This is a genomic window from Brachybacterium sp. HMSC06H03 (genome assembly GCF_001807385.1).
GTDB classification, from domain to species: Bacteria; Actinomycetota; Actinomycetes; order Actinomycetales; family Dermabacteraceae; genus Brachybacterium; species Brachybacterium conglomeratum.
Genome location: NZ_KV788689.1, coordinates 34991 through 56429 on the forward strand (window position 1 = coordinate 34991; position 21439 = coordinate 56429).

A 21439-nucleotide genomic window follows, 5' to 3' on the forward strand; every position below is an offset into this window, starting at 1 on the left:
GGGGATGTTACGGGCGGAAGTTCTTCGCGGATTCACGCCCAGCCTCAACAGACCCGCCCGAAACGCCACGCGTCCCGTGCAGAGAGAGGCCGTCGTCAGCCTTAGACAGATTCGCCAGAATCCGATCCGCAGCCTTGTTCATCTCGTCCTCGGAGTCGCCCGTGACGAAATCAGCCCACTCGCTGGGCACGTTCTTCGAAGCGAGAACCGACGCGCGCAGCTCACCCACACGCTTCGCATCCTCGTAAGCCTTAGTCGCCGCCTCAAGCTCCGCGATACGCTCCTGCGCACGCTCAAGCTCGGACTTCTCGGCGTCGTCAATCTCCTTCAACCGCGCCGCCAACTCGTCAGCACGCTTCTTCTCCTGCGCCGCACGCAGACGCTCAGACTTCAGCGCCTTAATGCCGTTCTCGCCCAGCGGCTCATCCTCGCCGTCATCCTCGGCAGGCTTGGACTCTTCCGCAGGCTTGCTGGCCTTCTGCTCGCCGCCACCATCGCCACTCGACGGCTCCTCAGCGAACATCAGCGCGCCAACACGGTTCAGGGAATCAATACGGGTGTCACCCATCGCGGGGTTCCTTTCTCTCGCCCACATCGCGCGGGCATAGTGGACAACCCCGCCACTCGGCAAGGTTGTGAAGATCAGTCGTTCAGCGCGCGCCGTACTCTTCGCGGATGCGCTTCAACGTGAGTTGCTGAATCGTCGGCAACTCCTGACGGCGCAACGAGCCGCGCATACGCTTTTTCGCGTGGAAAGTGTGCCGCGTGTCCTTCACACGAGCCCAAAGCTCATCATCGATGCGACGCTGTTCCTTATGCGCCCACTCGTCAGCCTCGAGCCACTGCCGCTCGTAGTCGTCCCACAGGTCATACAAATCATCGGGGACTCCCCCGTCGCGGCCCTCGATCATCACTAGCGGCTCGCACCGGCAATGCCCGTGGTACGAGGAGTCCGGCCATTCGCCGTCCCAGTGAGTGACCGCCGACTGGAGGCGGCACCACGCGCACGCGTCCACGCCAGGGACGCGCCGCCCCATCGCCCCGTCAATCTCGCCGACACCCGCCTGCACAGTCTCGCGACCAACGTTCGAGATAAGCCGCGTAGTACCCTGCGCCAAGCGGGGAAGTACCTGCTCCACGGCGTAGGGGAAGACGATGTCGGTCAGCGCCCACTTCACAACAGGCGTCACTACCGCAGCAGTGATCGTCGCAGCCGCAGGACGATACAGGACAGGAGACAGGCCAGCAGACCTCTGCACACCCGCCAAATAGTCGAGCGCCGAATCCTGCGACGCCTGCGCATACCCCGACAACATCACCGGGGCCGCAGTCGCCACATACTCGAACACGTCCGGCCCATCCGGCGCGGCCTCCATCAACAGGGTCGTCACATGAGTGGTCGCGTCCGCGATATCCGACGAATCACGCCGCCACGCCGTAAACGCATCCCAACTCACAACTGCTCCCCCGCCTCCCGACGCGCCACCAGGCCAGCCGACAGCGGGTTAGACCGCGCAGCGAGAGCCTGCTCAGCCATCGCCTGCTGACTCTTCCGCCGCTCAGCCGCCTGCCACGCCTCCGCAAGCCGCAAAGCAGTCGGCCTCGAGAACCCAGCCGCCTCGTACGTGATCGACTCACCAGGAGTGACCGCACCAGCAGTCACCAGCGACGCCAGGGCCATACGCGAGCTGTAGCGCGTCGTCTGCCCCGGGTCGTGGAAGTCAGCCTCGAGCGACGCCACATCATCCGGCACCGAAACCGCGCCGTTCTCCAGAAGCCACACATCATGAAGAACGTCCAGGATCGGCTCGCGAATATCGCGGCCCGTCTCCTCGGCGAGATCGTTCAACTCGCCATCAGCGCGGTCGATAGCGTCCGCACTCGACGGGTTGTCGTGGATCACGCCCAGCTTGTCCGGCGACAGGTGCGACTCGGCTGCGTACAGCATCGCCGTGGACCGCAACGAATCCAGATGTGGCTGCTGCGACCCGACCTGCACCTGACCGATCTTCGTCTCGGGCACCTCACTCGAGGGCATCGGCGCGCCGTCCTCGTCGCGATGAACATCGACCGCGAAGAACTTCGCCATACCGGACGCGAACTGCGCCGCCAGCTCCGGCGACATGTTCGTGCCGTAGAGTTGCGGGTAACCGTAAATCTCGCCGTTCATCTCAGCACGAAGGAACGACCTCGCCGCCGAACGCGTCAACGACAACATCGGGCGAGTGATCCGCGACTGACCCCAAGGCTTGTCAAGCTGCGGCAAGAACGTCAACGGGCGCAGAGACACGCGCCCCGGCAGGCCCGTACGGAACCGCTGCACCTCCCAGTCAGCACCAAACGTCCGCCGCGTCAACTGGACCGCCACGCCCGGGTAGAACAGCAGGGCGCGCTTGACACCGAAGTGCTCCCACTCCTGCACCGCGATCCCACACCGCAACTGCCCCGGACGCTCATCGTCCCAGATGCCCGTCGCGTCCCTCGCCGAGAACGCCTGCACCTTAGTCATGCCACCCGACCGGACCGTCGCAATAAACGCAGGACCATAGATCAGCATCGACTGCACAGCCATTTTGAACTGCGAAAAGAACCGAGTCCGGCGCAGCGCCGCATCCAAATCCGTGAACCGATCCACAGACCCAGGCCGCACAAACCCATCAAGCTGAACCCTGCGCGCCAACGTATCAACAGCCGTCGCATTCCAGCCCAACACCGAAGCGTACTGCTCAAACTCCGCAGGGATCGCGACATTCATGTTCACGAACTCTTGCTCAGCGTTGTAGTACACGAAACGGTCACGGTTACGCGCAGCCACACGCCGAACCTGCTCGCACATCACCGCAACATCCGCATTCTCAGCATCACTAAGACCACGAATCTGCGGAATGTTCAGAACCCGCTCCGGCACATGCGACACATCAACAGAAGGGCCACCACCAATACCAAGGCTCACCGGATAGCCACCCCCCTCTGCTCTGCCATCATGCGCCGCCTACGCGACCCCGCACCAGCAGACACCGCATCAAGCCGTGCCTTCCACGCCATAACCGCCGCATACGCCGCATCCACCTTATCCGGCGAATCCGGGTACGCCTTATACAGCAAATACCCCGAACGAGCCTTACGGCGACGCGCATTCAGCATGTGACGCACCAACACCGACGACCCATCCAACGAACAATCCCCATTAACAACCGCATCATGCAACTCCTCCACAAGACGCGGCACACTCGCATCCTTACCCTTCGGCCAATACGACATCGGGGCATCGCGGCGAGCCTTCACCTTCAAATGCTTCGCATACTTCGACTCCCACTCCGAAACCTGCGAAGTCCAACCATTCGGGTCAGCATAAAACCCCACCACCGTGTACTCATCGAACACCTCACGCACCCGATTCGACACCTCAGCAACCGGGACCGTCCACGCCGCAGCATTTCGGGGTTGCTCCCACACATCCAGCACAAACAGATGCCCATCCGAGACGCGGCACCCGATCAGTGCCGTAGCATCCGCAACACCGCGAGCGCGACCCCGAGAGCCATCGAAGCCGACCACGATCGGCTCATCAGGACGGACAACCTTCTCAACATCCACGACAGCCATCAGCTCAGGGCGCGACAACCACGAATCCGACGCGTGCGTCACCTGGTTCAGGAAGTCCGAGCGGGCAACCTGCGTGTCTTTCGTCAGGTCCCAGAACGACTGGATGCGCGCCTCGAGGTCGGCGTGTCCGGGCGGGCAAGCGGGCTCGTGAATCACGCACCCGTCAGGATGCCCGGAAGCATCCCCGTACGCGACCCGCAGCCCCAGCGTCAAAGACTCCCGCTCCGCCACATCCGTAGCCCCCGGAGCCTCCCGATGGTCGTAGTACAGACCATCCGCGACAGCCTTACCCTCCTGGATCGACGCCCAGAAGTTAGCCGAGTTCTCAGCAACCGAACCCTCGCCCGGAATGAACGCGTTCGGCGTCTCCAAATACGAGCCGTTCCGCTTCGTAGAGTTCGAGTCAATCACCTGATGGAGCTTCCGCCCACCGTTCGACTGCACCCACTCCTCAGTCTGATCACAGACCGTGAAGTCGGCGCGCGCCCCCTTCAGCGTCCGCGCACCCGACGTGATCCGCTCCATCCGCCCGGACGGCAGATTCACACGATCACTCTGCAACTCAATCCCGCGATAGTTGTCGAGGACAGGCCCCTCCATCATCTCCAAGAGAGCGGAGAACGTGTAATCCGCCTGATCCTCGGACGTTGCCGCGACCTGAATCAGCGGCGTGCGGTCGAGAGCCCACGGGCGCCCCACAGGCTGGCCCTGAGCGTCCCAGCCATCCGGCACGACAGGCCCGAGCCCCTCGACAGCCATCAGCGCCGCAGCGAACGGCGACTTGCCCCAGCCTCGAGGGCGCGACAGGACACCGCGCCGGTACTTCCGGCGACCCGTCACCGGATCGAGCCTGTAGAAGTTCAGCACGAAGTCTTCCTGCTCCGGGTAGAGCACGAACGGTGACGTATCCACACCCGAATCCGGACGCACCAAGTTCTCAGTGATCCAATCGATGACCTGCCAACCCAGAGTCGGGTACTCATCATCCCCCAAGGGGTCCCACGGCATCCGCAGTCACCCCCGACCAATCACTCCCCAGACGCCGCCGCGCCCGGCTTAATCACCCGAATATTCCCCCGACGCTCACGCGCCGACGCGCCAGTCACAGGCCGCTTCGAATCCGCAGCATCCGCATCCGCGAACTGCATCCGCAGACGAGCCCGATCCTCCGGCGTGCTACCAAACTTCGCCACACGCAACCGCAACTCCGCCGCGTGCTTCATCTCGCCCCGACCCCACACCGCCGCATGCAACAACGCCGTATCGAGCAAGAACGCCCAGTCCGTCGAGCCAAAGTGCTCAGCCTGCGGCGAATCACGCCACATCGCCCACCACTCACGAGTGATCGCAGGCCACGCATACTCCTGCGTCGTCAACTCCCCATCAACCTCAACCTGAACCGAAAACGCAGGAAGGTCCGGCTGCTCTGCCTCCTCGAACCGCAAAAGCGTCGAAGCAACATCATCAGCATTCCGCCTCGCCCGCTTAGCAGGGTCCTTCGGCGCTGGTCCACGACCCGCCATAAAGGCACCTCCGATCATCTAAGAGCATTCACGCAGGCCCCCGGGGGTCATTCCGCCGAATCCCCCAGACCCGTACGGCTCCGTAGCGCCTAGCGACCCCGCCGCGCGCCAGAGGGGGGAGGGGAGGGCATCATGCCCCCTGACCTGCGCGTTTATTTCAGGCCGGGGTGTGGTTCGGTCTTGCGCTTCCATCGGTGTTGTCCCCGGCGTGCTTCTTCTTGTGTTTTGTCGTTGTGGCAGTTGTGGCATAGTCCTTGACCGTTGTTTGGGTCGAGTTCGTTGCCGCCTTCTCGCACGTTCTTAATGTGGTCTGCTTCGGTTGCTATGTGGGTGCATCGCGGGCCTTGGCGTTTGCAGGTTGGGTCGCGTGTGAGAATTGTGTTTCGCCACTTGGTTTCTTGGGCTCTGGTGGCGGTGCGTTGGGTTGGGTATTGCGCCCAGTTCATGTGCGTCGTATCCTCTGTGCATGGGGTACAGGGAATGGCGTGAGCGGCAGAACGCTCGGATCGATGCGATGACTGCGCGTGCTGATGAGCGTGTGGCGCGTGCTGTTGAGCTTGAGTCTGAGCAGCGGGCGAGTATGGCTGCTGCTCGTGAGGCGCGCGCTGCGGATGCGGCGGGTGCCCAGCAGTTGTGGGCTGAGGGTCGCGCTCGCGTGTTGGGCGAAGATCATCAGTCGTTGATAGCGCGTGCTGCTGCTGTGGGGATGGGTGGTCCATCGCCTGTGCGTCCGCGTAGGGGTGGGGTGCTGGGGGCGTTGGGGGAGCTTGCTGTGATGGATGGGGCGGGGGTGCATGGTGAGCCCCGGGACCCGTATCGGGAGTGGCGGGACCGGATTGTGGTGGAGGAGATGTGCGCGGCGAAGGTGGCGCGTGGTGAGGCGTTGTCCGTGTTGGACAGGGCTTCGTTGAGGGCGGCGCGGTTGTCGTCGCGTTGACGGTGTGGCCCCCTCGCCGTTGAGGGGGTGGCCTGTTCAGGCGGGGGTGCCGTAGTTGTTGTGGGGGCGGGTCCGCGCGGGGCGAGGGTTGCCGTTCGCGTCGGGGGGTCCATCGGTGCTGATGGGGTCGACCCCTGTGGGGGCGGCGGTGATGTCGCGCCCGAGGGAGGAGCCGTGCGCGAGTGCGCCTGTGAGGAAGAGCAGGATGGCGGATGCGAGCCACTGCCACCATGTGCCGATGGGGGACCAGATGGCGGCGACGGTGGATGCTGCGGCGAGGATGAAGAGTGTGTTGCCGATGTGGCGCATGGTGTCTCCTGGGTGGCGTTGACTTCGGACCGCTGCGTGTCTACTCTGTAGGCATCTACTCAGGAGGGCCTGATGGCTGAGAAGACTGTTGCAGTGTCCGAGGGTGTGCCGGTCGAGGTGCGCGATGCGGTGTCCACGATTCTGACGTGGGCCGTGAATGTTGCGATTGACCGGCTGGAAAAGCGTTGAGCCCGCTGGATCGGTTGCGGTTGTGGCGCGACCTTGATGGAGAGCGGGATGATCTGATCCGTGCGGCGCGTGAGGGTGGCGCGCCTGTTGCGGTGATAATGGAGGCGACGGGGTTGAAGCGTGCGATGGTGTCACGGATTCTGAACCGCGACTCCCGCGACTAGAGCTTCCGGAGCGTACTGCTCCAGGATGTCTATGGCCCACTCGACCTTGTCCTCGACGCGCTGACCCTTTGGTTGGCGGTCGGACCACAGTTCTAGGTTCTCGGGGCGGTTGTCGAGGCGGTCGCCGTTGATGTGGTGGACATTCTCGCCAGCGAGTAATGCCCTGCCGAGTGTCGCCGCCATGACGGCGCGGTGCTCTAGTTCCCAGTAGCCGTCGTCTTGCTTGACGGTCATGTATCCGTTGCCGCTGAGCTTTCGCGTGCCAGGAGGCTGGACAAGGTTGCGCGCAGGGCGGGTGTCCCAGTCGGGCATGCCCTTGCGCTTACGGTTGTCGTGAAAATGGCACAGGCCGTTTGCCTTGTGGCCCCGTGCGCATCCTTCGACGCGGCAGGACTTGGGGCGGTCGATGAGCTGGATTGTGCCTGCATTGATTGCCTTCTGGTAATGCCATCCGCAGTAGCCGCGTGCGCGGTGCTTGCGGTCGCATCCATCGGTCGAGCAAATCTTCATTGCGTAGCCCTCTGTCGGAAGGATCGGTAAGGCCCCGCCACGCAGGTAGCTACTCCTGCTGCGGGGTCTCGACACCGACATGCCGAGCTGCTAGGGGCGCGCGCACACCCCACCCAGGATGTGCGCGCGCCTTATGGCCCCCGTAGCGTTCGTTGCTGCGGGGGCCTTTATCGACCCGTGCGCTCAACCCGTGTGGGGCGAGCAGGCGGACAGGGACGTTTTAGGCGGCGAGTCCTCGGCGCTCCATGGCCTTGCGGAACGCCTTGTCTACGGCGTCGGGGTCGAGGTAGGGGGCGACGGAGACGTATCGCTCCCCGTCCTCGTTGATGCCCTGTTCGCCAAGCCTGGCATGGATGGGGAGGCGCACGTCGAATGTGGCTACCTCGTAGTCCTCTCCGTCGAAGTCGATGACAACGCGGGCGGGGACGGTCTTGTGCGCGATGGCGTAGTCCATTCGTGGCCTCCTCTTACTTGACCCAGGGGTGCGGGCGGTGGACGCGTGTGCGGAGAAGGTCGTCGCCCTCGTCGTTGAGGACGGTTTCGCCTGCGTCGTCGCGGATGAACTGGTCGATGCTGATGTAGTCCTTGGTGTGCTCCACGAGGGTTTCCTGGGGCGTGTTTAGGGGGTCGATCCCGTACGCTTCGAGCGCCTCGGTGAGGGGCGTCTTGAACGCGGCCATGTGCATCTCCTTGTGAAGTGTGGTGCCTAGTGAGCCATGCAGGATTTGCACCCGCCCTGGACGCTTTTTGAGAGCGTTGCCTCTACTCGCTGGGCTAATGGCTCGGACAGCCCGTGCCTCCTCGTGAAAGGCGCGGACTGTGCCGGTGATGTACTTCCCGTGTGGGGTGTAGTGATCTGCCGGTCTTTCACGTGATGCGCGCTCACGTGTTGCGCTTATGTTCGCCTATCCCTGTAGCGGGAAGATGACCCTAGGCCGTCTTGTCGGCTGCATGTGAAAAGACCCCGCCAGTCACGGATGACGACGGGGAACAAAAACGCCGGGGCGCGAGATACTAGACTCGCTACGCCCGATACGGACGGACGATCCAGCGTTGGACTACGCTGGTTTTGACAGCGTAGCGTGGTATCCCCACGCTAACCGGCGTGGGGGACGGGCATCATTGTGGCTGATGCGTGCGCGTTCCACCTATCGAGTAGTTTGGTGGACATCTGCGGGGTGAGGATATTCCTTCCCTACCTATTAGAGAAAGTGTCACATGATGTCGGCTTCGATCATTGCGTCGAGGGAGACGTATCGTTCCCAGTCGTCGTATACGTCCTCGCCCGTGTTGGCGTATCCGTTGACGGGGGTGGAGTCGAAGTGTGCGCCGCGCGATGCGACCCAGTGCGCGGGGTACATTCTGGCGGGGATGTCTTCGTCGCACCTGACCTTTCGCATTCGGAGTGCCTGCCAGTCGAGCTTGTCTAGTTCGGGGAAGATGGTGGCGAGGTCTTTGCGGGATAGGTGGTAGTTGGTGGTGCGTGCCCACGCCCTGAGTTTGGCGCGTGCGTCTCGGCCTCGGAGTGCGGAGAGCATGACGGCTTCTCCTTGGGATAGCCCGTTCTCGTTGACGAGCGCGCCGAGCAAGCCCCGCAGTCGCCGCAGCTCGGCCCCGAACTCGTCCCGATCATCCCTGCCGAGGTATTGCAGGTGCGCGGCGACGTAGCGGACGAGTGGTACCCATGCGTTCGTGATAGGTGGAATGGACTTGTTCTCGGCTGCGAGGTGCCACGCCCATCTACGCGCGAACGCTACGGGATGCACCAAGCCGCCGTCGTCCCATGCGTCTGCGTTGGCTACTGCGGTGACGGTGATCGCGTCACTGTCCACGATGTAGGCTTCGGGGTTGATGCGGACGAGTAGCTGAACCTCGCGGAACAGTTCGTCGCATTCGATGAGTGTTCTCCCCCATGCGTCGAGCTGGTCACTACCAATCGTCACTCGGCCCCCTTCTCGATGGTTGCGGCGAACGGAATGCGCGAGCCTGCCGTGGCGGTTCCGACGACGCGCCAGGCCCGCTGACACTCGACGCACTCCCACGTCGTGCCAATTACGTCGTCGTGCTTCGGGTCTTCGCCGTCGCGGATCAGCTCGATGCGGTGTCCTCGGCGGCACTTCCCGAAGATCTCGGTGGGGATGCGGCTTACGGTGATGAGTGCAAGGGCGACGAGGCCGGTCGCGACGGGGAGGGTGGTCATTCCGAGCCAGAACTCGACGGTCATCGGTTTTCCTTCTTCCATGCTTGGCGGGCTTTCTTGGCTGCGGCACGGTGGTCTACTGCTACGTCGGCGCAGTCGGGCCCTGCGGGGGTGTGGCAGGCGCGGCACCAGGACTGTTGTGCTCGCTTGATCTGGTCAGGCATCTGGCCCCTTTGCGAGTAGTTCGAGCGCGCCTGCCCATCGTTCGGCCGACTTCTTGGTGTAGGCGTCGATAGTGGCGAGGTGTGGCGCGAGGTCTGGGGAGGCGAGAGGTGCGCCCTCCCGCCATCCCCCGGCGCGCATCAGCCCTTCGACTTCCTGCACGGTGAGGGTGACGTTGCCGCGCTGGTCGGGGGTGTATGTGAATGTGACGGTGATGCCGTGTTCGTCGGTGCGAGTCCAGGAGGTCACGCGATCCACCACCAGATGAGCGCTCCGGTTCCGGCGAACCAGATGCCGAGGATGATCTCTACGATGCCGAGGAATCGGGGCTTGTCGGTGATGCCGACGTTCCGTGCTTTGAGTGCGCCTTCGACGTTGAGATGGATGATGGCTCCGAGTCCGTAGAAAACCCAGAGCGTGGCGGCGGCGAACTGGATAGGGGTCATCGGGTCTCCTTGTCTTCGGGGCCTCGTGCAAGTAGTTCGAGTGCTTCGGCCCACCGTTCGGCGGATGCGGCGGTGAATGCGTCGAGGAGTTCGATGCCGAGCGCGTTGCCGTCCTTGTCGATGTCGAGAAGGGCGTTGTTGCCGAGGTCGCGGGTTTCGGTGACTTGTCCTTCGCGGACGCGGATGTAGGCGGCTTCCGCTTCGGGGTCGTGCGTGACCTTGAAGTAGCGGCTCATCGGGGGTCCTCCTGTAGGTACGTGTGGCTCCATGTGCCGCGTTTGCCGCAGTCGCATTCGAGCCATGCGACGCGGACGTGGCGGACGGGGAGCATGACGCTGTTGTCGTAGCGGTGGATTCCGAAACGGCATCGGAATCTCATCGGGTCTCCTTGATGCCGAGGTCGTTTTCGGTGATGTAGCCGTTGAGGGGGACTCGACGCTTGACGTCGGATCGGGGCGCGATTGTGACCACGAGGCGGTCGTAGTCGGGCGCTCCGGTATCAAGACAAATCCAGTAGCAGTCGCTGTCCATCTGTTCGATGTGGACGTTGACGTTGGAGAGGGTTACTTCGTCAAGCTGGTCTGTGCCCTTGACGTAACGGATTGCACCGTTGCTCATCGGCCCTCCGTGGCTCGGTAGGTGCGGGCGAGGTATTCCTCGGTGCAGATGATGGCTCTGTCGTAGTCGGGGCACATGTCTCGGCGGGATTCGCAGTAGGCGAGGAAGTTGAGTAGCGCCCCGATTTCGTGGTCCCGCTGCTGTCGTGCCTGCTTGGACTTCATCGGTTCTCCATCCTGTCGAGTGCTTGCTTCGTGCGTGCGATGTCGTGTTTGAGCCGGATGCATCGGGCGTAATAGGCGACGTTTTCGGCGAACTGCCATGCGTCTGTGTGTGTTTTGCGTGCGGCGTAGAGGTGTGTGCCGATGGTGACGCGCCATGTGTTGCCGTGCTTGTGGACGTAGGGGCGGTTAGTCGTCACGGAGTGCCTTGATTTTTGCGGGGTGGAGGCCGGAGAACGAGGTCCCGTCACTTGCGATGATGACGGGGGTTTGCGTGTATCCGAGCGCTCTGACTCGTTCGCGTGCGTTCTCATCCGTGCTGATGTCGTGAATGATATAGGGAATGCCGTACTGCACGAGTTTCCGCTCGACGGCTTTACAGGGCTGGCATCCGGGCTGTGTGAACAGTTCGGTGATGGGCTGGTCGGGGTTCATGGGGTTCTTTCTGGCATAGGAGAGGCCCGCCACGATTCGGTGCGTGGCGGGCCTTGGCGGATAGGGTCAGCGGATGCGCTTGCTGACTTCCTTCTGGACGGCGATCATCTGGTCAACGATCCGGCGCACCTCGTCAACGTCAACGCCGTTGGCCCGGGCCTTAGGCAGGGCGGGGAGGGGCTCGACGCTGATGCCGAGGGCCTCGAGGGCGGGCTCGAGCGCGTCCTGCTCCTCGCGAATCCACTGCTCCTTGGCAAGGCAGTCGGTGTCGAAGTCGCCGCCCAGGACGGCCTTGTATGCGACTCGGCAGGCCGCGATTGCGGCGTTACGGAACTGGGTGCGGTTGATGGTCTGCGTCATTGGTTTCTCCTTGTGCTCTGGCATGAGTAAGGCCCGCAACCTGTCTCCGTGGTTGCGGGCCGTGGTGTTCGTTTAGTGGATGATATGGTCCACTATTTTGATACAGGGGCTATCCGGCGATGGCTGCTGTGACCGTGACGGTGGCGAGGAGAGCCGCGAGGATGAACAGCCGGGTACGGAGAGTGGTCACACTTCCTCCCACGGCGTGACGAGGCGGGTGCTTTCCCGCACGACGAAGCCGTCCCAATCGAACTCGCTCGTGTCTTCGCGCTCCTCGACGGCTTCGATGGGCACGAGAGCCGTCCAGCCGACCATGTGGCGACTTAGCGAGTCCTGCCGGTCGGCGGTATCGGACGTCGTGAACCATGCGTTGTAGCCCACGCGGACGGCGGAGTAGTAATCCTGCTCGCCGCTCTCGCGCCACTTGGTGCGCTTGGCTACCGTCCCAAACGGCAGTGCTTCGGCCTGCTCGGCGGACTCGATGAGGACGGGGCGGTACAGGGTGGTCATGCGATCACCTCGCAGGGGTGGTCGAGGGGCAGGTCGCTCACGATGAAGTTCGTGAAGGTGATCTTGACCCGGGTGAATCGTTCGCCGCGACAGTGCTTCTGCCCGCCGATCAGCAGGTCGCTGAGGAGCCTGCTGGTGTCGGTACGGATGTCGCGGATGGTGCCGCTGATAGCGTCGCCGCGATACTCAATGCGAATCTCGGTGTTGTCGATGTCGTTTAGGGTGAGGTCGCCGATGGTGGTCATTTGTCTCCTCCTGTGAATGTGAGCCATGCGAGTGCGGTAAAGAACAGCACCCAGAAGATCGTGTAACCGATTGTCCAGGCGGTCATTCAGCGTCCAGCCCGAGAGCAGCGGTAACGACCTCTGTAGCGGTGTAGCCGTTGTCGCGAGTGCCGTAGTGGTCGCGGAGAACGTCACAAACCCGCGCCACCATCTCGTCGGTGACCTTCGCCTCGATCAACGGGGTTACGTCGGAGAGCGTGTCGGCGTGAACGCAGATGCCCTCCTCCGACTGCCAGGTGTATTCCCCGTCCCGGACCCACACCCCGGCAAAATGGTCACCGTCGCCCACGTGTGCGCTAGCGATGACCGCCCTTGCCCTGCGCCATGCGGGCTTGGGCTTCGGGGCGCGTTCGAGGATGCGGGTGTCGCCGTACCGTTCCCACTCGGACCAGTCCGTGGTCGTGGTGTCGATCATGTACCCGCCCTTGCCGAGGTCGATAATGATCGTGTCCCCCGGCTTGGGTGTTCCCTGCTCGGCGGTTTCCCACCACTGTGCGAGCTGGTCGATATGGTTACTGGTCATCGTGCGCTCCTTGTGCGGGTGGGGTTCTTGAGTCGTGCCGTGCCGCGTGCGTGTGCACCGCAGTTGTCGCAGCGCAGGTGCTCGTACCTTTGGACGTTGGCGTGGACGGTTCGCCCGGTCGCGGTCATCGAATGGCCGCATGAGGGGCATGCCATGTCGTCGTCGCTCCACATGCCAAGGTGGGGGATGTTCCGGGCATACGGGCGGAGCCGGTCGAACAGCGCCTCGGATGCAATGATGTCGCCCCGGTTATAGTCCTCAATCCGGGCCTGCGCATCCTTGTCCCCTGCGACTGCTGCCTGAGCGACACGAACGTCGTACTTATCAGACTTGGACTCGACGCCGAGCCGCTTAGCCAGCGAGTCCAGGGTGTTGCTCGGCATGGAAAACGCTGAGCGCGCCACCTTCAACGTGTCGATGATCTTGAACGGTGACGGGGCGGGGAGTCCGAGCATCGCCCAATCGCCTGCCAGGATCGGGAAGTCGAAACCGCCCGCATTGTGGCCGATGGCGATGTCGCATTCGTCAGCGACCTCCCAGAGGCGACGGAGGAAACCCTCGTTCCCGCCAACTTCCCATTCGGCGGCGAAATGCACCTCGTCTTCGCCGTACCAGCGCCATGCTGCGCAGATGGTGCGTGGCCATTCGAGTACGTCGTCGGCGTGGATGCGGCGTCCGATGGTGTGCTTCCACCCGCCGAGGTCCCAGAATTCGCCTTCGATGGTGAGGCCGCGATGCTTGACCCTCGCGCGTCCGGGGATGCGCTCGATGTCCAGGGTGACGACGCGGGCGGTCACGGTCGGTGCGATGCGGGGCGTGATGTGCTTTAGACGGTTGTTCACTCGGTCTCCTGAATCTCGGATGCGGTGCGCAGCCCGTGTCGGATTTCTTCGGCGGCATATCGGAGCCAGTCCGTGTCGATGCTCATTGCGTCCACGCCCCCGACCTGACAGTCGCAGTCGTAGGCGCGCTGTTTGATCGCCTTGTCTAGTTGGTCGAGCATCCTGAACGCCTTAGCTACACGCTCATTCATGCGTCCTCCGATGCCTTGTAGGGGTTGGTTAGTGCGTGGTCGAGGTCGTTGTCGTCTGCGCCGCGTTCCATGCCCGCGAGGTATGCCGTTCCTTGCGCCCAGCCTTCGTCCCAGATGTGGGCGGCGATGGCTTCGAGTGCTGCAGTAGCAAGTTCCCGCGTGCCAGCCTTGACGGGGTGGTCTTCGTTCATGTCGTGCCAGGCGTCGATGGCGAACTTGTCACCGAACACTGAGGTTGCGTAGATCGCTGCTGCGGCCTGGTCGATGAGATGGTCGGGGATCATCGCTGCGCCTTTCCGTGTTCGCGGATTGCGTCGGACAGGTCGAGGATGGCGAACGCGATAGCTAACTGTGTGGCGGGGATCGTATCGCGGGGGTCGAAGCCATCGGGATGTTGCTCCGCTACGTCGCGGATGCTCTTTTGGATGTCGATGACGTGGGCGGCGTAGGGGCGTTCCTTGCGGTATCGACTGTTGATGCTCATCGTTGCGTCTCCTGGTGTTCGATGGTGGGTGCGTGTTCGTGTACGCCGTGGACGGTAGTGGTGTGCAGTCGTGCGGCGCGGTATGCGTCGTCCAGGTCGTCCAGGGTTTCGCTAGCCCGGCAGTGTTTGCAATGCCACGTGAACGTCTCGCCCCGGTTCACTTGATGCCTTCTCGGTCGCGGTACTTGCGGATGGCGGATTCGTCCACGTTCTTGATGGGGAGGTTGTCGTCGCGTGCGATGTCTGTGAGTGCGCGGGCGATGATGGTGGGGCCGTATGCGCGGTCTGCGAGCATGTCGATGGCGGCGTTGAATTCGTCGGTGTTGGTGTCGTGGAGGTGGTCGAGGACGATGGTGAGTGCGCCCCTGTTGTCGCGGGGCGTGGTAGCGAGACGATTCATCGGCGGGTCTTCCTTTCGAGCTGCGACGCGAGCGCGATGACGGTCACCAGCGAGAAGGCGAGAGCGATATTCGAGAGCGCGAAGGCAGGGTCCGCGTTCACGATGCCTGCCACGATGCTCGCGCCTGAGGAAACCAGAACCAGGTATGCGAGGTATCGGATAATGGCATACGGACTCATTCGGCGTCCTCCTCGATGGGGGCGAGTGTGGGGAAACGGTTCATCGGCGGGCCTTTCTGCCGTTGTGGAGGATCGGTCGGGGGTGGATGTACGGCACTCCCATGAGCGCGCACCACCGGGCGCGGGTGATGCCCTTGGGTTGGAGGGAGGCGGCGTACTCGTGCATGGCGCGGGTGTAGAGCGGCGCGAACGGCTTGACCCGGATCATCGGCGGACCTTCGTGTCGGGGAGGGTGGCGTGTAGCGCGTGGCGTAGACGGTCCAGTAGCGGTGTCCGCTTCCATTCCTTGTAGCGCGCGGCTTCATGGGCCTTGCGGACGAACGCTTCGGCGCGTTGGGCAAAGATCGCGTCCTGAACGGTTGCCGCGTAATCGACACGGTTGGCTCGTGCGCGGTAGACGGGGTATCGGCACTCGTTCATTCGGCGTCCTCCTTGCTGCCGTTCATGTGCTTGCGGATGATTTCGAGGGCGACGGCGATCCCGCGTGACAGGCGCTCGTGCTCATCCCAGGCGGCAATGTCGTTGTAGACGTGCTGTAGCGCGTCGCGCACTTCCCTGCTTGGCGTGCTCATTCGGCGTCTTCCTCAATCGGGGCGTATGTGGTGCGGGCGATGGTGACGTGGTGGCCGTCGCTGATGTATGCCTCGGCGATGATGTTGAGCCGCTTCCATGCATCGGCGGCGGCGTGCTCGGGGATGTCCTCGATCTGTAGTTCGAGGTCGGTTAGGCGGGTCATGCAATACCTCCTAGATCGAGCACGCCCTGGTCGAGACGCTTAGCGATGATCTCGCAGTAGGCTTCGTCAACCTCTACCCCCACCGCCTTCCTCCCGAGCAGTTTTGCGGCGACGAGCGTGGAGCCGGACCCGGCGAACGGGTCGGCGATGACGCCAGGCGGGCACTTCGCAATCAAATCCCGCATTAGCGGGATGGGCTTCTGGTGCGGGTGTACTCGCCCGCCGCGCGACATGGACTGGACGGGGGCGTAGGTAAGTACGTCCGTGCTCCGCTTTCCGGCGAACCCCTTGCCGAGTACGTAGATTTCCTGGTGGGACGGCTTCCAGGGGATTGATAGGTCGCCCATGCCGAGCGCTCCCTTTGTGTCCCAGACGAGCAGGGCGCGGGTGCCGGAGGGGCGGGGGACGCGCCAAGTGCCGAACACTAGAGCGGGCTTCTCGTGGTACGGGCGCTCGTGCCACATGGAGAGCACCCCATCACGGAGGGAGGTGTCCTTGTCTCCGTGGATCGAGGGGGCAAGGTTCTCCCGCCGCGAGCCGGAGTTGTAGTCGATGCCGTATGGCGGGTCGGTCACGAGCACATCGGCGCACATCCATTCGTAAAAGTGGTGCTGAGTGCAGTCGCCGTGGTACAGCGTCACGTAGTCGTCCTGGTAATAGATGCTCATCCACTTACTTCCTTTCAGCAGCATCCGTCGCAGCCGTGGACACCGGCCCATGTCTGCCCCATGCGTTTACGGTGGGCAACATCGTCGGGGTCGTCATGCCCGATGCCGTGAGGGCAGATACGCTCCATGACGCCTTTATCGGCCCGCCAATGCATCGGGGCGTCGGCGAGGGGATGATCGGACGGGTTGTGGATACAGCAGTTGCGGCCCGAACATGCTGTGGGTGGGTGGACGTTGATTAGACGGGGAGTCATCACTGCCTCTTTGCATCGGTGGAATCGGGCATGAAAATAGCCGCCCCGGTGTCGGGTGCGGCTTCGGTGCGTTCGTGGCGGGAAGGGGCGTTTACTCGCCAGTAGAGGCGGCGTCTGGCTTCGGATCACCCTCGTACTGTGCGAGCTCGCGCGACGTCGCCATGTACACCTCGAATCTCGCGGCACGGTCGGCACGCTCAGCCTCGATCCGGTCGAGCCGCGCCTGCAACAACCGGTTCGCCTCGGCCAGCTCCACAGCACGGCCATCCGGAGCGCCAACGTTATGCTTGTCGTCCATCCCGTCGAGATAGCCGCGCCAGTACGGGTCCGACTCGGCCAACAACTTTAAAGTGTCACGCCTGCTGTTCACGGGGGCCTCCTACAATTTTTCTTATCTTCGGGTTTGAGTAGCGCGATGACGGCGTTCTCCTGCCGGTGTAGTTCGGCGTGGAGCGCGGCACGATTCCCGGACTGGCCGAGACGGAGCGTGTTCATCGCCCAGGCGTACTGTTCGCGCCGCTCCTCGATGCTCAGCCGGACCATCCGCTGCCCATCGTCATCGCGCGGGAGTAATGCCCCTCGAACGCCAACTGGATGTTTCCGGTCGGGCCGTGACGGTTCTTCCCAACCTTCATGAACAGCTCACCGGGGGACTGGTCGCGGTCCTGATGCAGAAGGATCACAACATCCGCGTCCTGCTCAATCGACCCGGACTCGCGCAGGTCTGCGACACCAGGCAGCCCGCCATCCCTTCCGGCGCTATTGCGGTTCAACTGCGAGAGAAGCACGACGGGGACCTGCATCTCCTTCGCCAGCATCTTCAGCGACCGGGAGAATCCGGCGACCAGCTCGTGGCGGGGCACGGACGACTTGCCTGCGCCCTGCATTAGCTGCAGGTAGTCCACGACGATGCCGGACAGGTGGCCTCGGCGTGCCATTGTGCGGGCGGTGGAGCGGATCGCGCCGGGGGTGAGCGTCGCCCGGTCGTCCAAGTGGATGTTCGACGCGCGCAACTGCTCGGCATGGGCCTGGATGCGTTCGGCCCTGTGCGGCTCCATCCCGCCCGGATCAAACGTGGACAGGGGCACGGTGGCAGTCTGTGCGATGAGGCGCTTCATGATCTCGTCACGCGTCATCTCCAGGCTGGAGAACAGGACGTGCCCGCCGTCGTGCTTCACCATCGCGTCTGCGAGCTGTAGACCAACAACGGACTTGCCCACACCGGGGCGAGCACCGATGACGTACACGGCACCGGGGCGCAACCCGCCGATGAGGTGGTCGAGGTCAATCCATGGCGTCGGGATCATCTTCACGGACTTCCCGACCTCGGCGAGGAACTCGTCGAAGTAGTCGCCCGCGCGGATGCCAGCAATCGACGTGCCGATCTTCGCGGCGGCGTCAATCTCGGCACGCGACACCTCAGCCACATCCGTGAGCTGATCGAGGTCGGCCTCCTGCGCGAGCTGGGCGACACGAGTCCCCGCAGCCCTGAGACGATCCCGCAGCGCCTCCTTCGCCACAATGTCGCCGTAATAGTCCGCCGACGCGCCCATCGGGGCCATGATCGCCATCGACTGCACATCGTCGGCAGTAAGGCCCTCGATGCGTGCACGTGCCGTGATGGCGGTGACGTCGTGAGGCTTGCCCGCCTGGTGCTGTGCACGGATCAGCGCCCACAACTCGCCCAGGCGCTCGTCCCGGAAGTCGTCAGGCTCGAGCAGGTCGAGGTCATCGAGTGCGCGCCTGTCATTGAGCGCGATCCCGATAACAGCCGCCTCGGGAGACGGGTCAAGCATGAGTCACCAATCCTTCATGGGGTCGAGTCCCGCGCTAGTCCTCTTGACCCAGTCGCGGGAGAGCCAGTTAGTGAACGCGCGGTCCCAGTTCGCGTACCGCATGTCCTTGGCGAGAGCGTTGTTGCGGAACTTCTCTGCCTCGTGGTCGAGGTCGATCCGCTCCTTAGAGCACTTCTCGATGTGAGAGGGGGAGGGAGTCCATGACTCGGGGAGGGGGCGAGATGGGGTGCGACGCGATCCCCCTCCCTCTCTCTTTCTCTCTTTCTCTCTCTCTGCATTGCTCGAATCGTCGCCAAGCATTGCGGGATGCAATGCATCGGGCATGCGAGTCGCATCGGTGGGGGTGTCCTGCTCGGCTCGCTGCCGCTCCCACCGCTCCTTCGCCGCCTTCGATGCACGCTCAGATGCTCGCTTCGCCTTCGCGGCGGTGCGGTTGTGCTGTAGGAAGTCGTGCACGTAGACCTTGTTCGGCTCGGGCTGCTCGCATGTGGGGCAGTCGTGTCCCGGCTCGTGCCACATGCCCGCGTCGATCAGCAGTCGGTCGTCGTCCTTCGTCCCGCCAACCTTGCGGCGCGCGATGCCGGGGGCGATATGCCCGTCGGTGAGGTGCTGTGCGCAGTACAGGACGGATGCGAGATGCATAAGCGCCGCAGTGCCGGATGCATCGAGTACGTCGAGCATCTTCGGGTTGTCGAGGTAGCCGGTATCGACTGGTGCCCATCCGCGCTGGTCCTTAATCTGCGGCTCGGCCATCGTTCTCCTTCCCGTCGTCTCGGAGGATTGACGGCGTGACGTAGTGCCCGCCGTCGTATTCGGTGTCGTGGTCGTCGGCGAGAGCGCCTATGGCGTACAACTCATCTAGGAATGTCACGCCGCCTCCTCCTCGCTTGTCCAGATAACTTCTCGGCTCACCCCGGAGCGGCGCGCGCCAGCAGTGCCCTTGATGTCTCGAAACTCCCGGAACGGGAGCCAGTCGGCACCGAAGTTCTCGCACACGACCGCCTGGCCGCTCCGAGAGCGGCACCAGTCGGCCAGGGCAGGAAAGTCGATACCCTGCGCGCCGTGCTTGTACGCGCGTCCCGCATCGGCGTAGGGCGGGTCCACAAACCACGTCGCCTCCATGTTCGGAAGGGCGCTGTAGTCGCGGTTGGTGACGATCCAGTGCCGGACGTGCCGCTGCTGGGATGCGATGCGGGCGCGAACGCCCTCCCCCCATGCGTTCTCGCCCAGGGTCTCCATGTCGCGGACCCACTTGGAAGGCTTCTTACACGGCCTTGCCGCGCCCTTGTTGAGCCACCACCCGATGAGCCAACGCGCCTCTTGGGGGAGGTTCAGGTCGTCGGTGGTCTCCCATGTGCCGTCGTAGAGGGGAAGTGTCAGAATCTCGGCCTCGGGCGCGCGGATGATGTAGTCCCATGTTCCCGCGATCACGGGGTCAAGGTCGTTGAGGATGACGTTCTTGGCGGGGTGTCGGAGCGCGTAGCCAGCCGCCCCGGCGAACGGTTCGATGATCGTTGCGTGCGCGGGTGCGGGGTAGTGCTTCGCTGCTCGCCACTTCCCGCCGAAGTAGGTGAAGAACGGGCGTAGTGTTGTCATTCGTCCTCCAGGAAGTGTTTAGCGGCACCGAGAGGGTCGTTTTCCTCTGGGTGCCGCTGCAGGTATTCGATTAGGTTGGCAGCCCGCGCTTGGCGTTCGTCGCAACCGGGGCAGTTGTCGTCACTCACAGTGCGTCTTCCTCGATCATGTGTATGACGGTGCGGGGGTTGTCGCTGTAGCGTTTCCGGGGGAACCAGCTGGTGATGCGCGCGTCGTCGGCGATGATCCCGGAGATGGTGAGGACATCTCCTAGTGCGCGCTGCAACTTGTCGAGGTCGGGTTTCACGGACGGCAGTTCGCGTGTGACGGTCTTTCCGCGCGGGAGGTAGAAGGTCACGTCCACGTGTAGCGGCCCGTCCCAGGGTTCCCATGCGCCGAACCATGTGCCGATGTAATGGTCGAGGGCGATGCTGGCTTCTTTGCGCCATGCCTTGAGTCGCGGGTTCGCTTCGAACATCGTGCGTGTCTTCCGGTTCACTGCCTTGCTGCCCTGGGGGATTGGCTCGCCGGGGATGATGATGGGGGACTCGCTCACCCTCGCTCCTTCCCCTCGAGGATGCGCAGGATCGTGTCGGGGTCGATCAAGGCCCGGTTGCGTTGCGCGGTGTAGGTGATGCGGCGGATTTGCGCGAGTATCAGCGCGGGACGATCCTCCATGACTAGTCCTTTCAGGCATGGTTAAGGCCCGCCGTTAAAGTTAACGACGGGCCGGTTTGGATTGCTTTGTACTTGCTGGTCAGGAATCCAGTGCGCGGATCGTGGGGCACGGCCAGTCGAGCCGCTCCCCGCTCTCGTCGCGGCAGTGGTCGCACAGCGTGTAGAGGGGGCGCTGGTCGCAGTACTCCTCGCCGTAACCGTCGGAGTCCACGTGGTGGTGTGCCTCGCGGTGCTCGTCGGTCGTGTCCGGGCAGTCATCCTCGTGCTCGTAGACGCCGAACTGCCGGTGCAGTTCCCGCACGGCCTTGATTCGCGCCTCGGCCTTCCAGAGATTCCCCTCGGCCTCGTATGCGCGGGTCATCCAGTAGTCAAGCTCCCGCTCCTGCAGGTCGATCTGCTGCTCGGTCACGGGGCCTCCTCGGGGTACAGCAGGTTCATTTCGTGCCGGATGCGACTTGCCACCTCGTCGGTGGGCATGTCCTGGTGCCACATGTCGAAGTCGTCTGCGAGGTCTTCCATCGCGGACCTCGCGGCGTCTCGGCGGACACGGGCGAGGAAACGGTCGAACTCCTGCTCGGCGTCGGAACGCCGAATGGTGGCGGGGTCGTAGTAGTAGACATAGGCACGCCGAACCGCCTTCTCGCTCGGCGTGTACTGTTCATCGTTCGTCGTCATGCCCGGTCTCCTGTCTCGTACTTG

The 21439-nt window shown here is 63.4% G+C and carries 44 protein-coding genes and 1 tRNA gene; all 45 read right to left on the reverse strand.

Annotated features, from left to right (window positions below; all coding sequences use genetic code 11):
- Positions 1-7 precede the first annotated feature (7 nt).
- Positions 8-568, reverse strand: a complete 561-nt coding sequence (locus tag HMPREF3159_RS03380; protein WP_070499672.1) for a capsid assembly scaffolding protein Gp46 family protein — start codon at positions 566-568, stop codon at positions 8-10.
- Positions 569-650: 82 nt separating this feature from the next.
- Positions 651-1457, reverse strand: a complete 807-nt coding sequence (locus tag HMPREF3159_RS03385) for a VG15 protein (protein WP_070499673.1) — start codon at positions 1455-1457, stop codon at positions 651-653.
- Complete coding sequence (locus HMPREF3159_RS03390; protein WP_141748051.1) at positions 1454-2953, reverse strand: phage portal protein; 1500 nt, start codon at positions 2951-2953, stop codon at positions 1454-1456. The genes HMPREF3159_RS03385 and HMPREF3159_RS03390 overlap by 4 nt, the downstream gene beginning before the upstream one ends.
- Positions 2950-4599, reverse strand: a complete 1650-nt coding sequence (locus HMPREF3159_RS03395; RefSeq protein ID WP_210388823.1) for a hypothetical protein — start codon at positions 4597-4599, stop codon at positions 2950-2952. The genes HMPREF3159_RS03390 and HMPREF3159_RS03395 overlap by 4 nt, the downstream gene beginning before the upstream one ends.
- A 35-nt stretch (positions 4600-4634) precedes the next feature.
- A complete protein-coding gene (locus tag HMPREF3159_RS03400; RefSeq protein ID WP_210388824.1) occupies positions 4635-5147 on the reverse strand; it encodes a phage terminase small subunit in 513 nt (170 codons plus the stop codon).
- A gap of 134 nt (positions 5148-5281) precedes the next feature.
- Positions 5282-5575, reverse strand: coding sequence for an HNH endonuclease signature motif containing protein (locus HMPREF3159_RS18165; RefSeq protein WP_168165366.1), 294 nt, complete (start codon positions 5573-5575; stop codon positions 5282-5284).
- On the reverse strand, positions 5572-5802 hold the full coding sequence (locus tag HMPREF3159_RS17340) for a hypothetical protein (RefSeq protein ID WP_168165367.1): 231 nt from the start codon (positions 5800-5802) through the stop codon (positions 5572-5574). Before HMPREF3159_RS17340 ends, HMPREF3159_RS18165 begins: the two co-directional genes overlap by 4 nt.
- A 300-nt stretch (positions 5803-6102) precedes the next feature.
- A complete protein-coding gene (locus tag HMPREF3159_RS17345) occupies positions 6103-6375 on the reverse strand; it encodes a hypothetical protein (RefSeq protein ID WP_070499677.1) in 273 nt (90 codons plus the stop codon).
- A gap of 320 nt (positions 6376-6695) precedes the next feature.
- Positions 6696-7238: an HNH endonuclease gene (locus HMPREF3159_RS17625; RefSeq protein ID WP_210388826.1), complete on the reverse strand. Its 543-nt coding sequence runs from the start codon at positions 7236-7238 to the stop codon at positions 6696-6698.
- Positions 7239-7458: 220 nt separating this feature from the next.
- Positions 7459-7692, reverse strand: a complete 234-nt coding sequence (locus HMPREF3159_RS03415) for a hypothetical protein (RefSeq protein WP_070499679.1) — start codon at positions 7690-7692, stop codon at positions 7459-7461.
- Between the two features lie 13 nt (positions 7693-7705).
- The gene (locus HMPREF3159_RS03420; RefSeq protein WP_070499680.1) at positions 7706-7918 is read right to left on the reverse strand and encodes a hypothetical protein; all 213 of its coding nucleotides are present in this window, start codon (positions 7916-7918) and stop codon (positions 7706-7708) included.
- A 30-nt stretch (positions 7919-7948) separates the two neighbouring features.
- A tRNA-Leu gene (locus HMPREF3159_RS03425) sits at positions 7949-8022 on the reverse strand.
- A 430-nt stretch (positions 8023-8452) separates the two neighbouring features.
- Complete coding sequence (locus HMPREF3159_RS03430) at positions 8453-9181, reverse strand: hypothetical protein (protein ID WP_070499681.1); 729 nt, start codon at positions 9179-9181, stop codon at positions 8453-8455.
- Positions 9178-9462 carry a hypothetical protein gene (locus HMPREF3159_RS03435; protein WP_070499682.1) on the reverse strand — a complete coding sequence of 95 codons (285 nt, stop codon included), beginning with the start codon at positions 9460-9462 and terminating at the stop codon, positions 9178-9180. The genes HMPREF3159_RS03430 and HMPREF3159_RS03435 overlap by 4 nt, the downstream gene beginning before the upstream one ends.
- Positions 9463-9594: 132 nt before the next feature.
- Positions 9595-9849 (reverse strand): hypothetical protein, encoded by a 255-nt coding sequence (locus tag HMPREF3159_RS03440; RefSeq protein WP_070499683.1) that lies wholly within the window; start codon positions 9847-9849, stop codon positions 9595-9597.
- Positions 9846-10046 (reverse strand): hypothetical protein, encoded by a 201-nt coding sequence (locus tag HMPREF3159_RS03445; protein ID WP_070499684.1) that lies wholly within the window; start codon positions 10044-10046, stop codon positions 9846-9848. Before HMPREF3159_RS03445 ends, HMPREF3159_RS03440 begins: the two co-directional genes overlap by 4 nt.
- Positions 10043-10282 (reverse strand): DUF2283 domain-containing protein, encoded by a 240-nt coding sequence (locus HMPREF3159_RS17350; protein ID WP_070499685.1) that lies wholly within the window; start codon positions 10280-10282, stop codon positions 10043-10045. Before HMPREF3159_RS17350 ends, HMPREF3159_RS03445 begins: the two co-directional genes overlap by 4 nt.
- Before the next feature lie 139 nt (positions 10283-10421).
- A complete protein-coding gene (locus HMPREF3159_RS03455; protein ID WP_070499686.1) occupies positions 10422-10664 on the reverse strand; it encodes a hypothetical protein in 243 nt (80 codons plus the stop codon).
- Positions 10661-10828: a hypothetical protein gene (locus HMPREF3159_RS17355; protein ID WP_168165368.1), complete on the reverse strand. Its 168-nt coding sequence runs from the start codon at positions 10826-10828 to the stop codon at positions 10661-10663. Before HMPREF3159_RS17355 ends, HMPREF3159_RS03455 begins: the two co-directional genes overlap by 4 nt.
- Positions 10829-11014: 186 nt before the next feature.
- The gene (locus tag HMPREF3159_RS03460; RefSeq protein WP_070499687.1) at positions 11015-11260 is read right to left on the reverse strand and encodes a glutaredoxin domain-containing protein; all 246 of its coding nucleotides are present in this window, start codon (positions 11258-11260) and stop codon (positions 11015-11017) included.
- A gap of 66 nt (positions 11261-11326) precedes the next feature.
- Positions 11327-11620 carry a hypothetical protein gene (locus HMPREF3159_RS03465; protein ID WP_070499688.1) on the reverse strand — a complete coding sequence of 98 codons (294 nt, stop codon included), beginning with the start codon at positions 11618-11620 and terminating at the stop codon, positions 11327-11329.
- A 186-nt stretch (positions 11621-11806) separates the two neighbouring features.
- Positions 11807-12130 carry a hypothetical protein gene (locus HMPREF3159_RS03470; protein ID WP_070499689.1) on the reverse strand — a complete coding sequence of 108 codons (324 nt, stop codon included), beginning with the start codon at positions 12128-12130 and terminating at the stop codon, positions 11807-11809.
- A complete protein-coding gene (locus tag HMPREF3159_RS03475; RefSeq protein WP_070499690.1) occupies positions 12127-12375 on the reverse strand; it encodes a hypothetical protein in 249 nt (82 codons plus the stop codon). Before HMPREF3159_RS03475 ends, HMPREF3159_RS03470 begins: the two co-directional genes overlap by 4 nt.
- A gap of 82 nt (positions 12376-12457) precedes the next feature.
- Complete coding sequence (locus HMPREF3159_RS03480) at positions 12458-12937, reverse strand: hypothetical protein (RefSeq protein WP_070499691.1); 480 nt, start codon at positions 12935-12937, stop codon at positions 12458-12460.
- Positions 12934-13779, reverse strand: a complete 846-nt coding sequence (locus HMPREF3159_RS03485; protein ID WP_070499692.1) for a ribonuclease H-like domain-containing protein — start codon at positions 13777-13779, stop codon at positions 12934-12936. The genes HMPREF3159_RS03480 and HMPREF3159_RS03485 overlap by 4 nt, the downstream gene beginning before the upstream one ends.
- Entirely contained in the window at positions 13776-13970 is a 195-nt protein-coding gene (locus tag HMPREF3159_RS17360) for a hypothetical protein (protein ID WP_070499693.1), read from the reverse strand. Before HMPREF3159_RS17360 ends, HMPREF3159_RS03485 begins: the two co-directional genes overlap by 4 nt.
- A complete protein-coding gene (locus tag HMPREF3159_RS03495; RefSeq protein WP_070499694.1) occupies positions 13967-14254 on the reverse strand; it encodes a hypothetical protein in 288 nt (95 codons plus the stop codon). Before HMPREF3159_RS03495 ends, HMPREF3159_RS17360 begins: the two co-directional genes overlap by 4 nt.
- Complete coding sequence (locus HMPREF3159_RS03500) at positions 14251-14454, reverse strand: hypothetical protein (RefSeq protein ID WP_070499695.1); 204 nt, start codon at positions 14452-14454, stop codon at positions 14251-14253. Before HMPREF3159_RS03500 ends, HMPREF3159_RS03495 begins: the two co-directional genes overlap by 4 nt.
- A gap of 157 nt (positions 14455-14611) precedes the next feature.
- Positions 14612-14854: a hypothetical protein gene (locus HMPREF3159_RS03505; RefSeq protein WP_070499696.1), complete on the reverse strand. Its 243-nt coding sequence runs from the start codon at positions 14852-14854 to the stop codon at positions 14612-14614.
- A complete protein-coding gene (locus HMPREF3159_RS03510; protein WP_070499697.1) occupies positions 14851-15033 on the reverse strand; it encodes a hypothetical protein in 183 nt (60 codons plus the stop codon). The genes HMPREF3159_RS03505 and HMPREF3159_RS03510 overlap by 4 nt, the downstream gene beginning before the upstream one ends.
- 40 nt (positions 15034-15073) lie before the next feature.
- The gene (locus tag HMPREF3159_RS17365) at positions 15074-15241 is read right to left on the reverse strand and encodes a hypothetical protein (protein ID WP_168165369.1); all 168 of its coding nucleotides are present in this window, start codon (positions 15239-15241) and stop codon (positions 15074-15076) included.
- Positions 15238-15453 (reverse strand): hypothetical protein, encoded by a 216-nt coding sequence (locus tag HMPREF3159_RS16975; protein WP_141748054.1) that lies wholly within the window; start codon positions 15451-15453, stop codon positions 15238-15240. Before HMPREF3159_RS16975 ends, HMPREF3159_RS17365 begins: the two co-directional genes overlap by 4 nt.
- Positions 15450-15605: a hypothetical protein gene (locus HMPREF3159_RS17370; protein ID WP_168165370.1), complete on the reverse strand. Its 156-nt coding sequence runs from the start codon at positions 15603-15605 to the stop codon at positions 15450-15452. The genes HMPREF3159_RS16975 and HMPREF3159_RS17370 overlap by 4 nt, the downstream gene beginning before the upstream one ends.
- A complete protein-coding gene (locus HMPREF3159_RS17375; protein WP_168165371.1) occupies positions 15602-15769 on the reverse strand; it encodes a hypothetical protein in 168 nt (55 codons plus the stop codon). Before HMPREF3159_RS17375 ends, HMPREF3159_RS17370 begins: the two co-directional genes overlap by 4 nt.
- Positions 15766-16437: a DNA-methyltransferase gene (locus tag HMPREF3159_RS03515; RefSeq protein ID WP_070499698.1), complete on the reverse strand. Its 672-nt coding sequence runs from the start codon at positions 16435-16437 to the stop codon at positions 15766-15768. Before HMPREF3159_RS03515 ends, HMPREF3159_RS17375 begins: the two co-directional genes overlap by 4 nt.
- Before the next feature lie 345 nt (positions 16438-16782).
- The gene (locus HMPREF3159_RS03520) at positions 16783-17061 is read right to left on the reverse strand and encodes a hypothetical protein (protein ID WP_070499699.1); all 279 of its coding nucleotides are present in this window, start codon (positions 17059-17061) and stop codon (positions 16783-16785) included.
- Positions 17058-17186: a hypothetical protein gene (locus tag HMPREF3159_RS18030; protein WP_256374504.1), complete on the reverse strand. Its 129-nt coding sequence runs from the start codon at positions 17184-17186 to the stop codon at positions 17058-17060. Before HMPREF3159_RS18030 ends, HMPREF3159_RS03520 begins: the two co-directional genes overlap by 4 nt.
- A gap of 35 nt (positions 17187-17221) precedes the next feature.
- Positions 17222-18487: a replicative DNA helicase gene (locus HMPREF3159_RS03525; protein ID WP_070499700.1), complete on the reverse strand. Its 1266-nt coding sequence runs from the start codon at positions 18485-18487 to the stop codon at positions 17222-17224.
- A gap of 3 nt (positions 18488-18490) precedes the next feature.
- Positions 18491-19240: a hypothetical protein gene (locus tag HMPREF3159_RS03530; protein ID WP_070499701.1), complete on the reverse strand. Its 750-nt coding sequence runs from the start codon at positions 19238-19240 to the stop codon at positions 18491-18493.
- A complete protein-coding gene (locus HMPREF3159_RS17630; RefSeq protein ID WP_210388827.1) occupies positions 19221-19358 on the reverse strand; it encodes a hypothetical protein in 138 nt (45 codons plus the stop codon). The genes HMPREF3159_RS03530 and HMPREF3159_RS17630 overlap by 20 nt, the downstream gene beginning before the upstream one ends.
- A complete protein-coding gene (locus HMPREF3159_RS03535; RefSeq protein ID WP_070499702.1) occupies positions 19355-20083 on the reverse strand; it encodes a DNA adenine methylase in 729 nt (242 codons plus the stop codon). The genes HMPREF3159_RS17630 and HMPREF3159_RS03535 overlap by 4 nt, the downstream gene beginning before the upstream one ends.
- Positions 20084-20207: 124 nt before the next feature.
- Entirely contained in the window at positions 20208-20618 is a 411-nt protein-coding gene (locus tag HMPREF3159_RS03540) for a RusA family crossover junction endodeoxyribonuclease (RefSeq protein WP_070499703.1), read from the reverse strand.
- Positions 20615-20740 (reverse strand): hypothetical protein, encoded by a 126-nt coding sequence (locus HMPREF3159_RS18035; RefSeq protein ID WP_256374505.1) that lies wholly within the window; start codon positions 20738-20740, stop codon positions 20615-20617. The genes HMPREF3159_RS03540 and HMPREF3159_RS18035 overlap by 4 nt, the downstream gene beginning before the upstream one ends.
- Positions 20741-20819: 79 nt before the next feature.
- Positions 20820-21149 carry a hypothetical protein gene (locus HMPREF3159_RS03545; RefSeq protein ID WP_070499704.1) on the reverse strand — a complete coding sequence of 110 codons (330 nt, stop codon included), beginning with the start codon at positions 21147-21149 and terminating at the stop codon, positions 20820-20822.
- Positions 21146-21415, reverse strand: coding sequence for a hypothetical protein (locus HMPREF3159_RS03550; protein ID WP_070499705.1), 270 nt, complete (start codon positions 21413-21415; stop codon positions 21146-21148). Before HMPREF3159_RS03550 ends, HMPREF3159_RS03545 begins: the two co-directional genes overlap by 4 nt.
- Positions 21416-21439 lie beyond the last annotated feature (24 nt).

Coding starts and splice junctions, on each gene's coding strand:
- HMPREF3159_RS18165 (WP_168165366.1), bottom strand. CDS start 5,575: ATGAACTGGGCGCAATACCCAACCCAACGCACCGCCACCAGAGCCCAA.
- HMPREF3159_RS03460 (WP_070499687.1), bottom strand. CDS start 11,260: ATGAACCCCGACCAGCCCATCACCGAACTGTTCACACAGCCCGGATGC.
- HMPREF3159_RS17340 (WP_168165367.1), bottom strand. CDS start 5,802: ATGATCTTCGCCCAACACGCGAGCGCGACCCTCAGCCCACAACTGCTG.
- HMPREF3159_RS17370 (WP_168165370.1), bottom strand. CDS start 15,605: ATGAGCACGCCAAGCAGGGAAGTGCGCGACGCGCTACAGCACGTCTAC.
- HMPREF3159_RS03470 (WP_070499689.1), bottom strand. CDS start 12,130: ATGACCACCCTGTACCGCCCCGTCCTCATCGAGTCCGCCGAGCAGGCC.
- HMPREF3159_RS03380 (WP_070499672.1), bottom strand. CDS start 568: ATGGGTGACACCCGTATTGATTCCCTGAACCGTGTTGGCGCGCTGATG.
- HMPREF3159_RS03445 (WP_070499684.1), bottom strand. CDS start 10,046: ATGACCCCTATCCAGTTCGCCGCCGCCACGCTCTGGGTTTTCTACGGA.
- HMPREF3159_RS03505 (WP_070499696.1), bottom strand. CDS start 14,854: ATGAATCGTCTCGCTACCACGCCCCGCGACAACAGGGGCGCACTCACC.
- HMPREF3159_RS03515 (WP_070499698.1), bottom strand. CDS start 16,437: ATGAGCATCTATTACCAGGACGACTACGTGACGCTGTACCACGGCGAC.
- HMPREF3159_RS03525 (WP_070499700.1), bottom strand. CDS start 18,487: ATGCTTGACCCGTCTCCCGAGGCGGCTGTTATCGGGATCGCGCTCAAT.
- HMPREF3159_RS17345 (WP_070499677.1), bottom strand. CDS start 6,375: ATGCGCCACATCGGCAACACACTCTTCATCCTCGCCGCAGCATCCACC.
- HMPREF3159_RS03435 (WP_070499682.1), bottom strand. CDS start 9,462: ATGACCGTCGAGTTCTGGCTCGGAATGACCACCCTCCCCGTCGCGACC.
- HMPREF3159_RS18030 (WP_256374504.1), bottom strand. CDS start 17,186: ATGAACACGCTCCGTCTCGGCCAGTCCGGGAATCGTGCCGCGCTCCAC.
- HMPREF3159_RS03500 (WP_070499695.1), bottom strand. CDS start 14,454: ATGAGCATCAACAGTCGATACCGCAAGGAACGCCCCTACGCCGCCCAC.
- HMPREF3159_RS17355 (WP_168165368.1), bottom strand. CDS start 10,828: ATGAAGTCCAAGCAGGCACGACAGCAGCGGGACCACGAAATCGGGGCG.
- HMPREF3159_RS03510 (WP_070499697.1), bottom strand. CDS start 15,033: ATGAGTCCGTATGCCATTATCCGATACCTCGCATACCTGGTTCTGGTT.
- HMPREF3159_RS17365 (WP_168165369.1), bottom strand. CDS start 15,241: ATGATCCGGGTCAAGCCGTTCGCGCCGCTCTACACCCGCGCCATGCAC.
- HMPREF3159_RS03420 (WP_070499680.1), bottom strand. CDS start 7,918: ATGGCCGCGTTCAAGACGCCCCTCACCGAGGCGCTCGAAGCGTACGGG.
- HMPREF3159_RS03495 (WP_070499694.1), bottom strand. CDS start 14,254: ATGATCCCCGACCATCTCATCGACCAGGCCGCAGCAGCGATCTACGCA.
- HMPREF3159_RS03535 (WP_070499702.1), bottom strand. CDS start 20,083: ATGACAACACTACGCCCGTTCTTCACCTACTTCGGCGGGAAGTGGCGA.
- HMPREF3159_RS18035 (WP_256374505.1), bottom strand. CDS start 20,740: ATGGAGGATCGTCCCGCGCTGATACTCGCGCAAATCCGCCGCATCACC.
- HMPREF3159_RS03475 (WP_070499690.1), bottom strand. CDS start 12,375: ATGACCACCATCGGCGACCTCACCCTAAACGACATCGACAACACCGAG.
- HMPREF3159_RS03550 (WP_070499705.1), bottom strand. CDS start 21,415: ATGACGACGAACGATGAACAGTACACGCCGAGCGAGAAGGCGGTTCGG.
- HMPREF3159_RS17625 (WP_210388826.1), bottom strand. CDS start 7,238: ATGAAGATTTGCTCGACCGATGGATGCGACCGCAAGCACCGCGCACGC.
- HMPREF3159_RS16975 (WP_141748054.1), bottom strand. CDS start 15,453: ATGAACGAGTGCCGATACCCCGTCTACCGCGCACGAGCCAACCGTGTC.
- HMPREF3159_RS03455 (WP_070499686.1), bottom strand. CDS start 10,664: ATGAGCAACGGTGCAATCCGTTACGTCAAGGGCACAGACCAGCTTGAC.
- HMPREF3159_RS03480 (WP_070499691.1), bottom strand. CDS start 12,937: ATGACCAGTAACCATATCGACCAGCTCGCACAGTGGTGGGAAACCGCC.
- HMPREF3159_RS03530 (WP_070499701.1), bottom strand. CDS start 19,240: ATGGCCGAGCCGCAGATTAAGGACCAGCGCGGATGGGCACCAGTCGAT.
- HMPREF3159_RS03415 (WP_070499679.1), bottom strand. CDS start 7,692: ATGGACTACGCCATCGCGCACAAGACCGTCCCCGCCCGCGTTGTCATC.
- HMPREF3159_RS17375 (WP_168165371.1), bottom strand. CDS start 15,769: ATGACCCGCCTAACCGACCTCGAACTACAGATCGAGGACATCCCCGAG.
- HMPREF3159_RS03400 (WP_210388824.1), bottom strand. CDS start 5,147: ATGATCGGAGGTGCCTTTATGGCGGGTCGTGGACCAGCGCCGAAGGAC.
- HMPREF3159_RS17350 (WP_070499685.1), bottom strand. CDS start 10,282: ATGAGCCGCTACTTCAAGGTCACGCACGACCCCGAAGCGGAAGCCGCC.
- HMPREF3159_RS03465 (WP_070499688.1), bottom strand. CDS start 11,620: ATGACGCAGACCATCAACCGCACCCAGTTCCGTAACGCCGCAATCGCG.
- HMPREF3159_RS17360 (WP_070499693.1), bottom strand. CDS start 13,970: ATGAATGAGCGTGTAGCTAAGGCGTTCAGGATGCTCGACCAACTAGAC.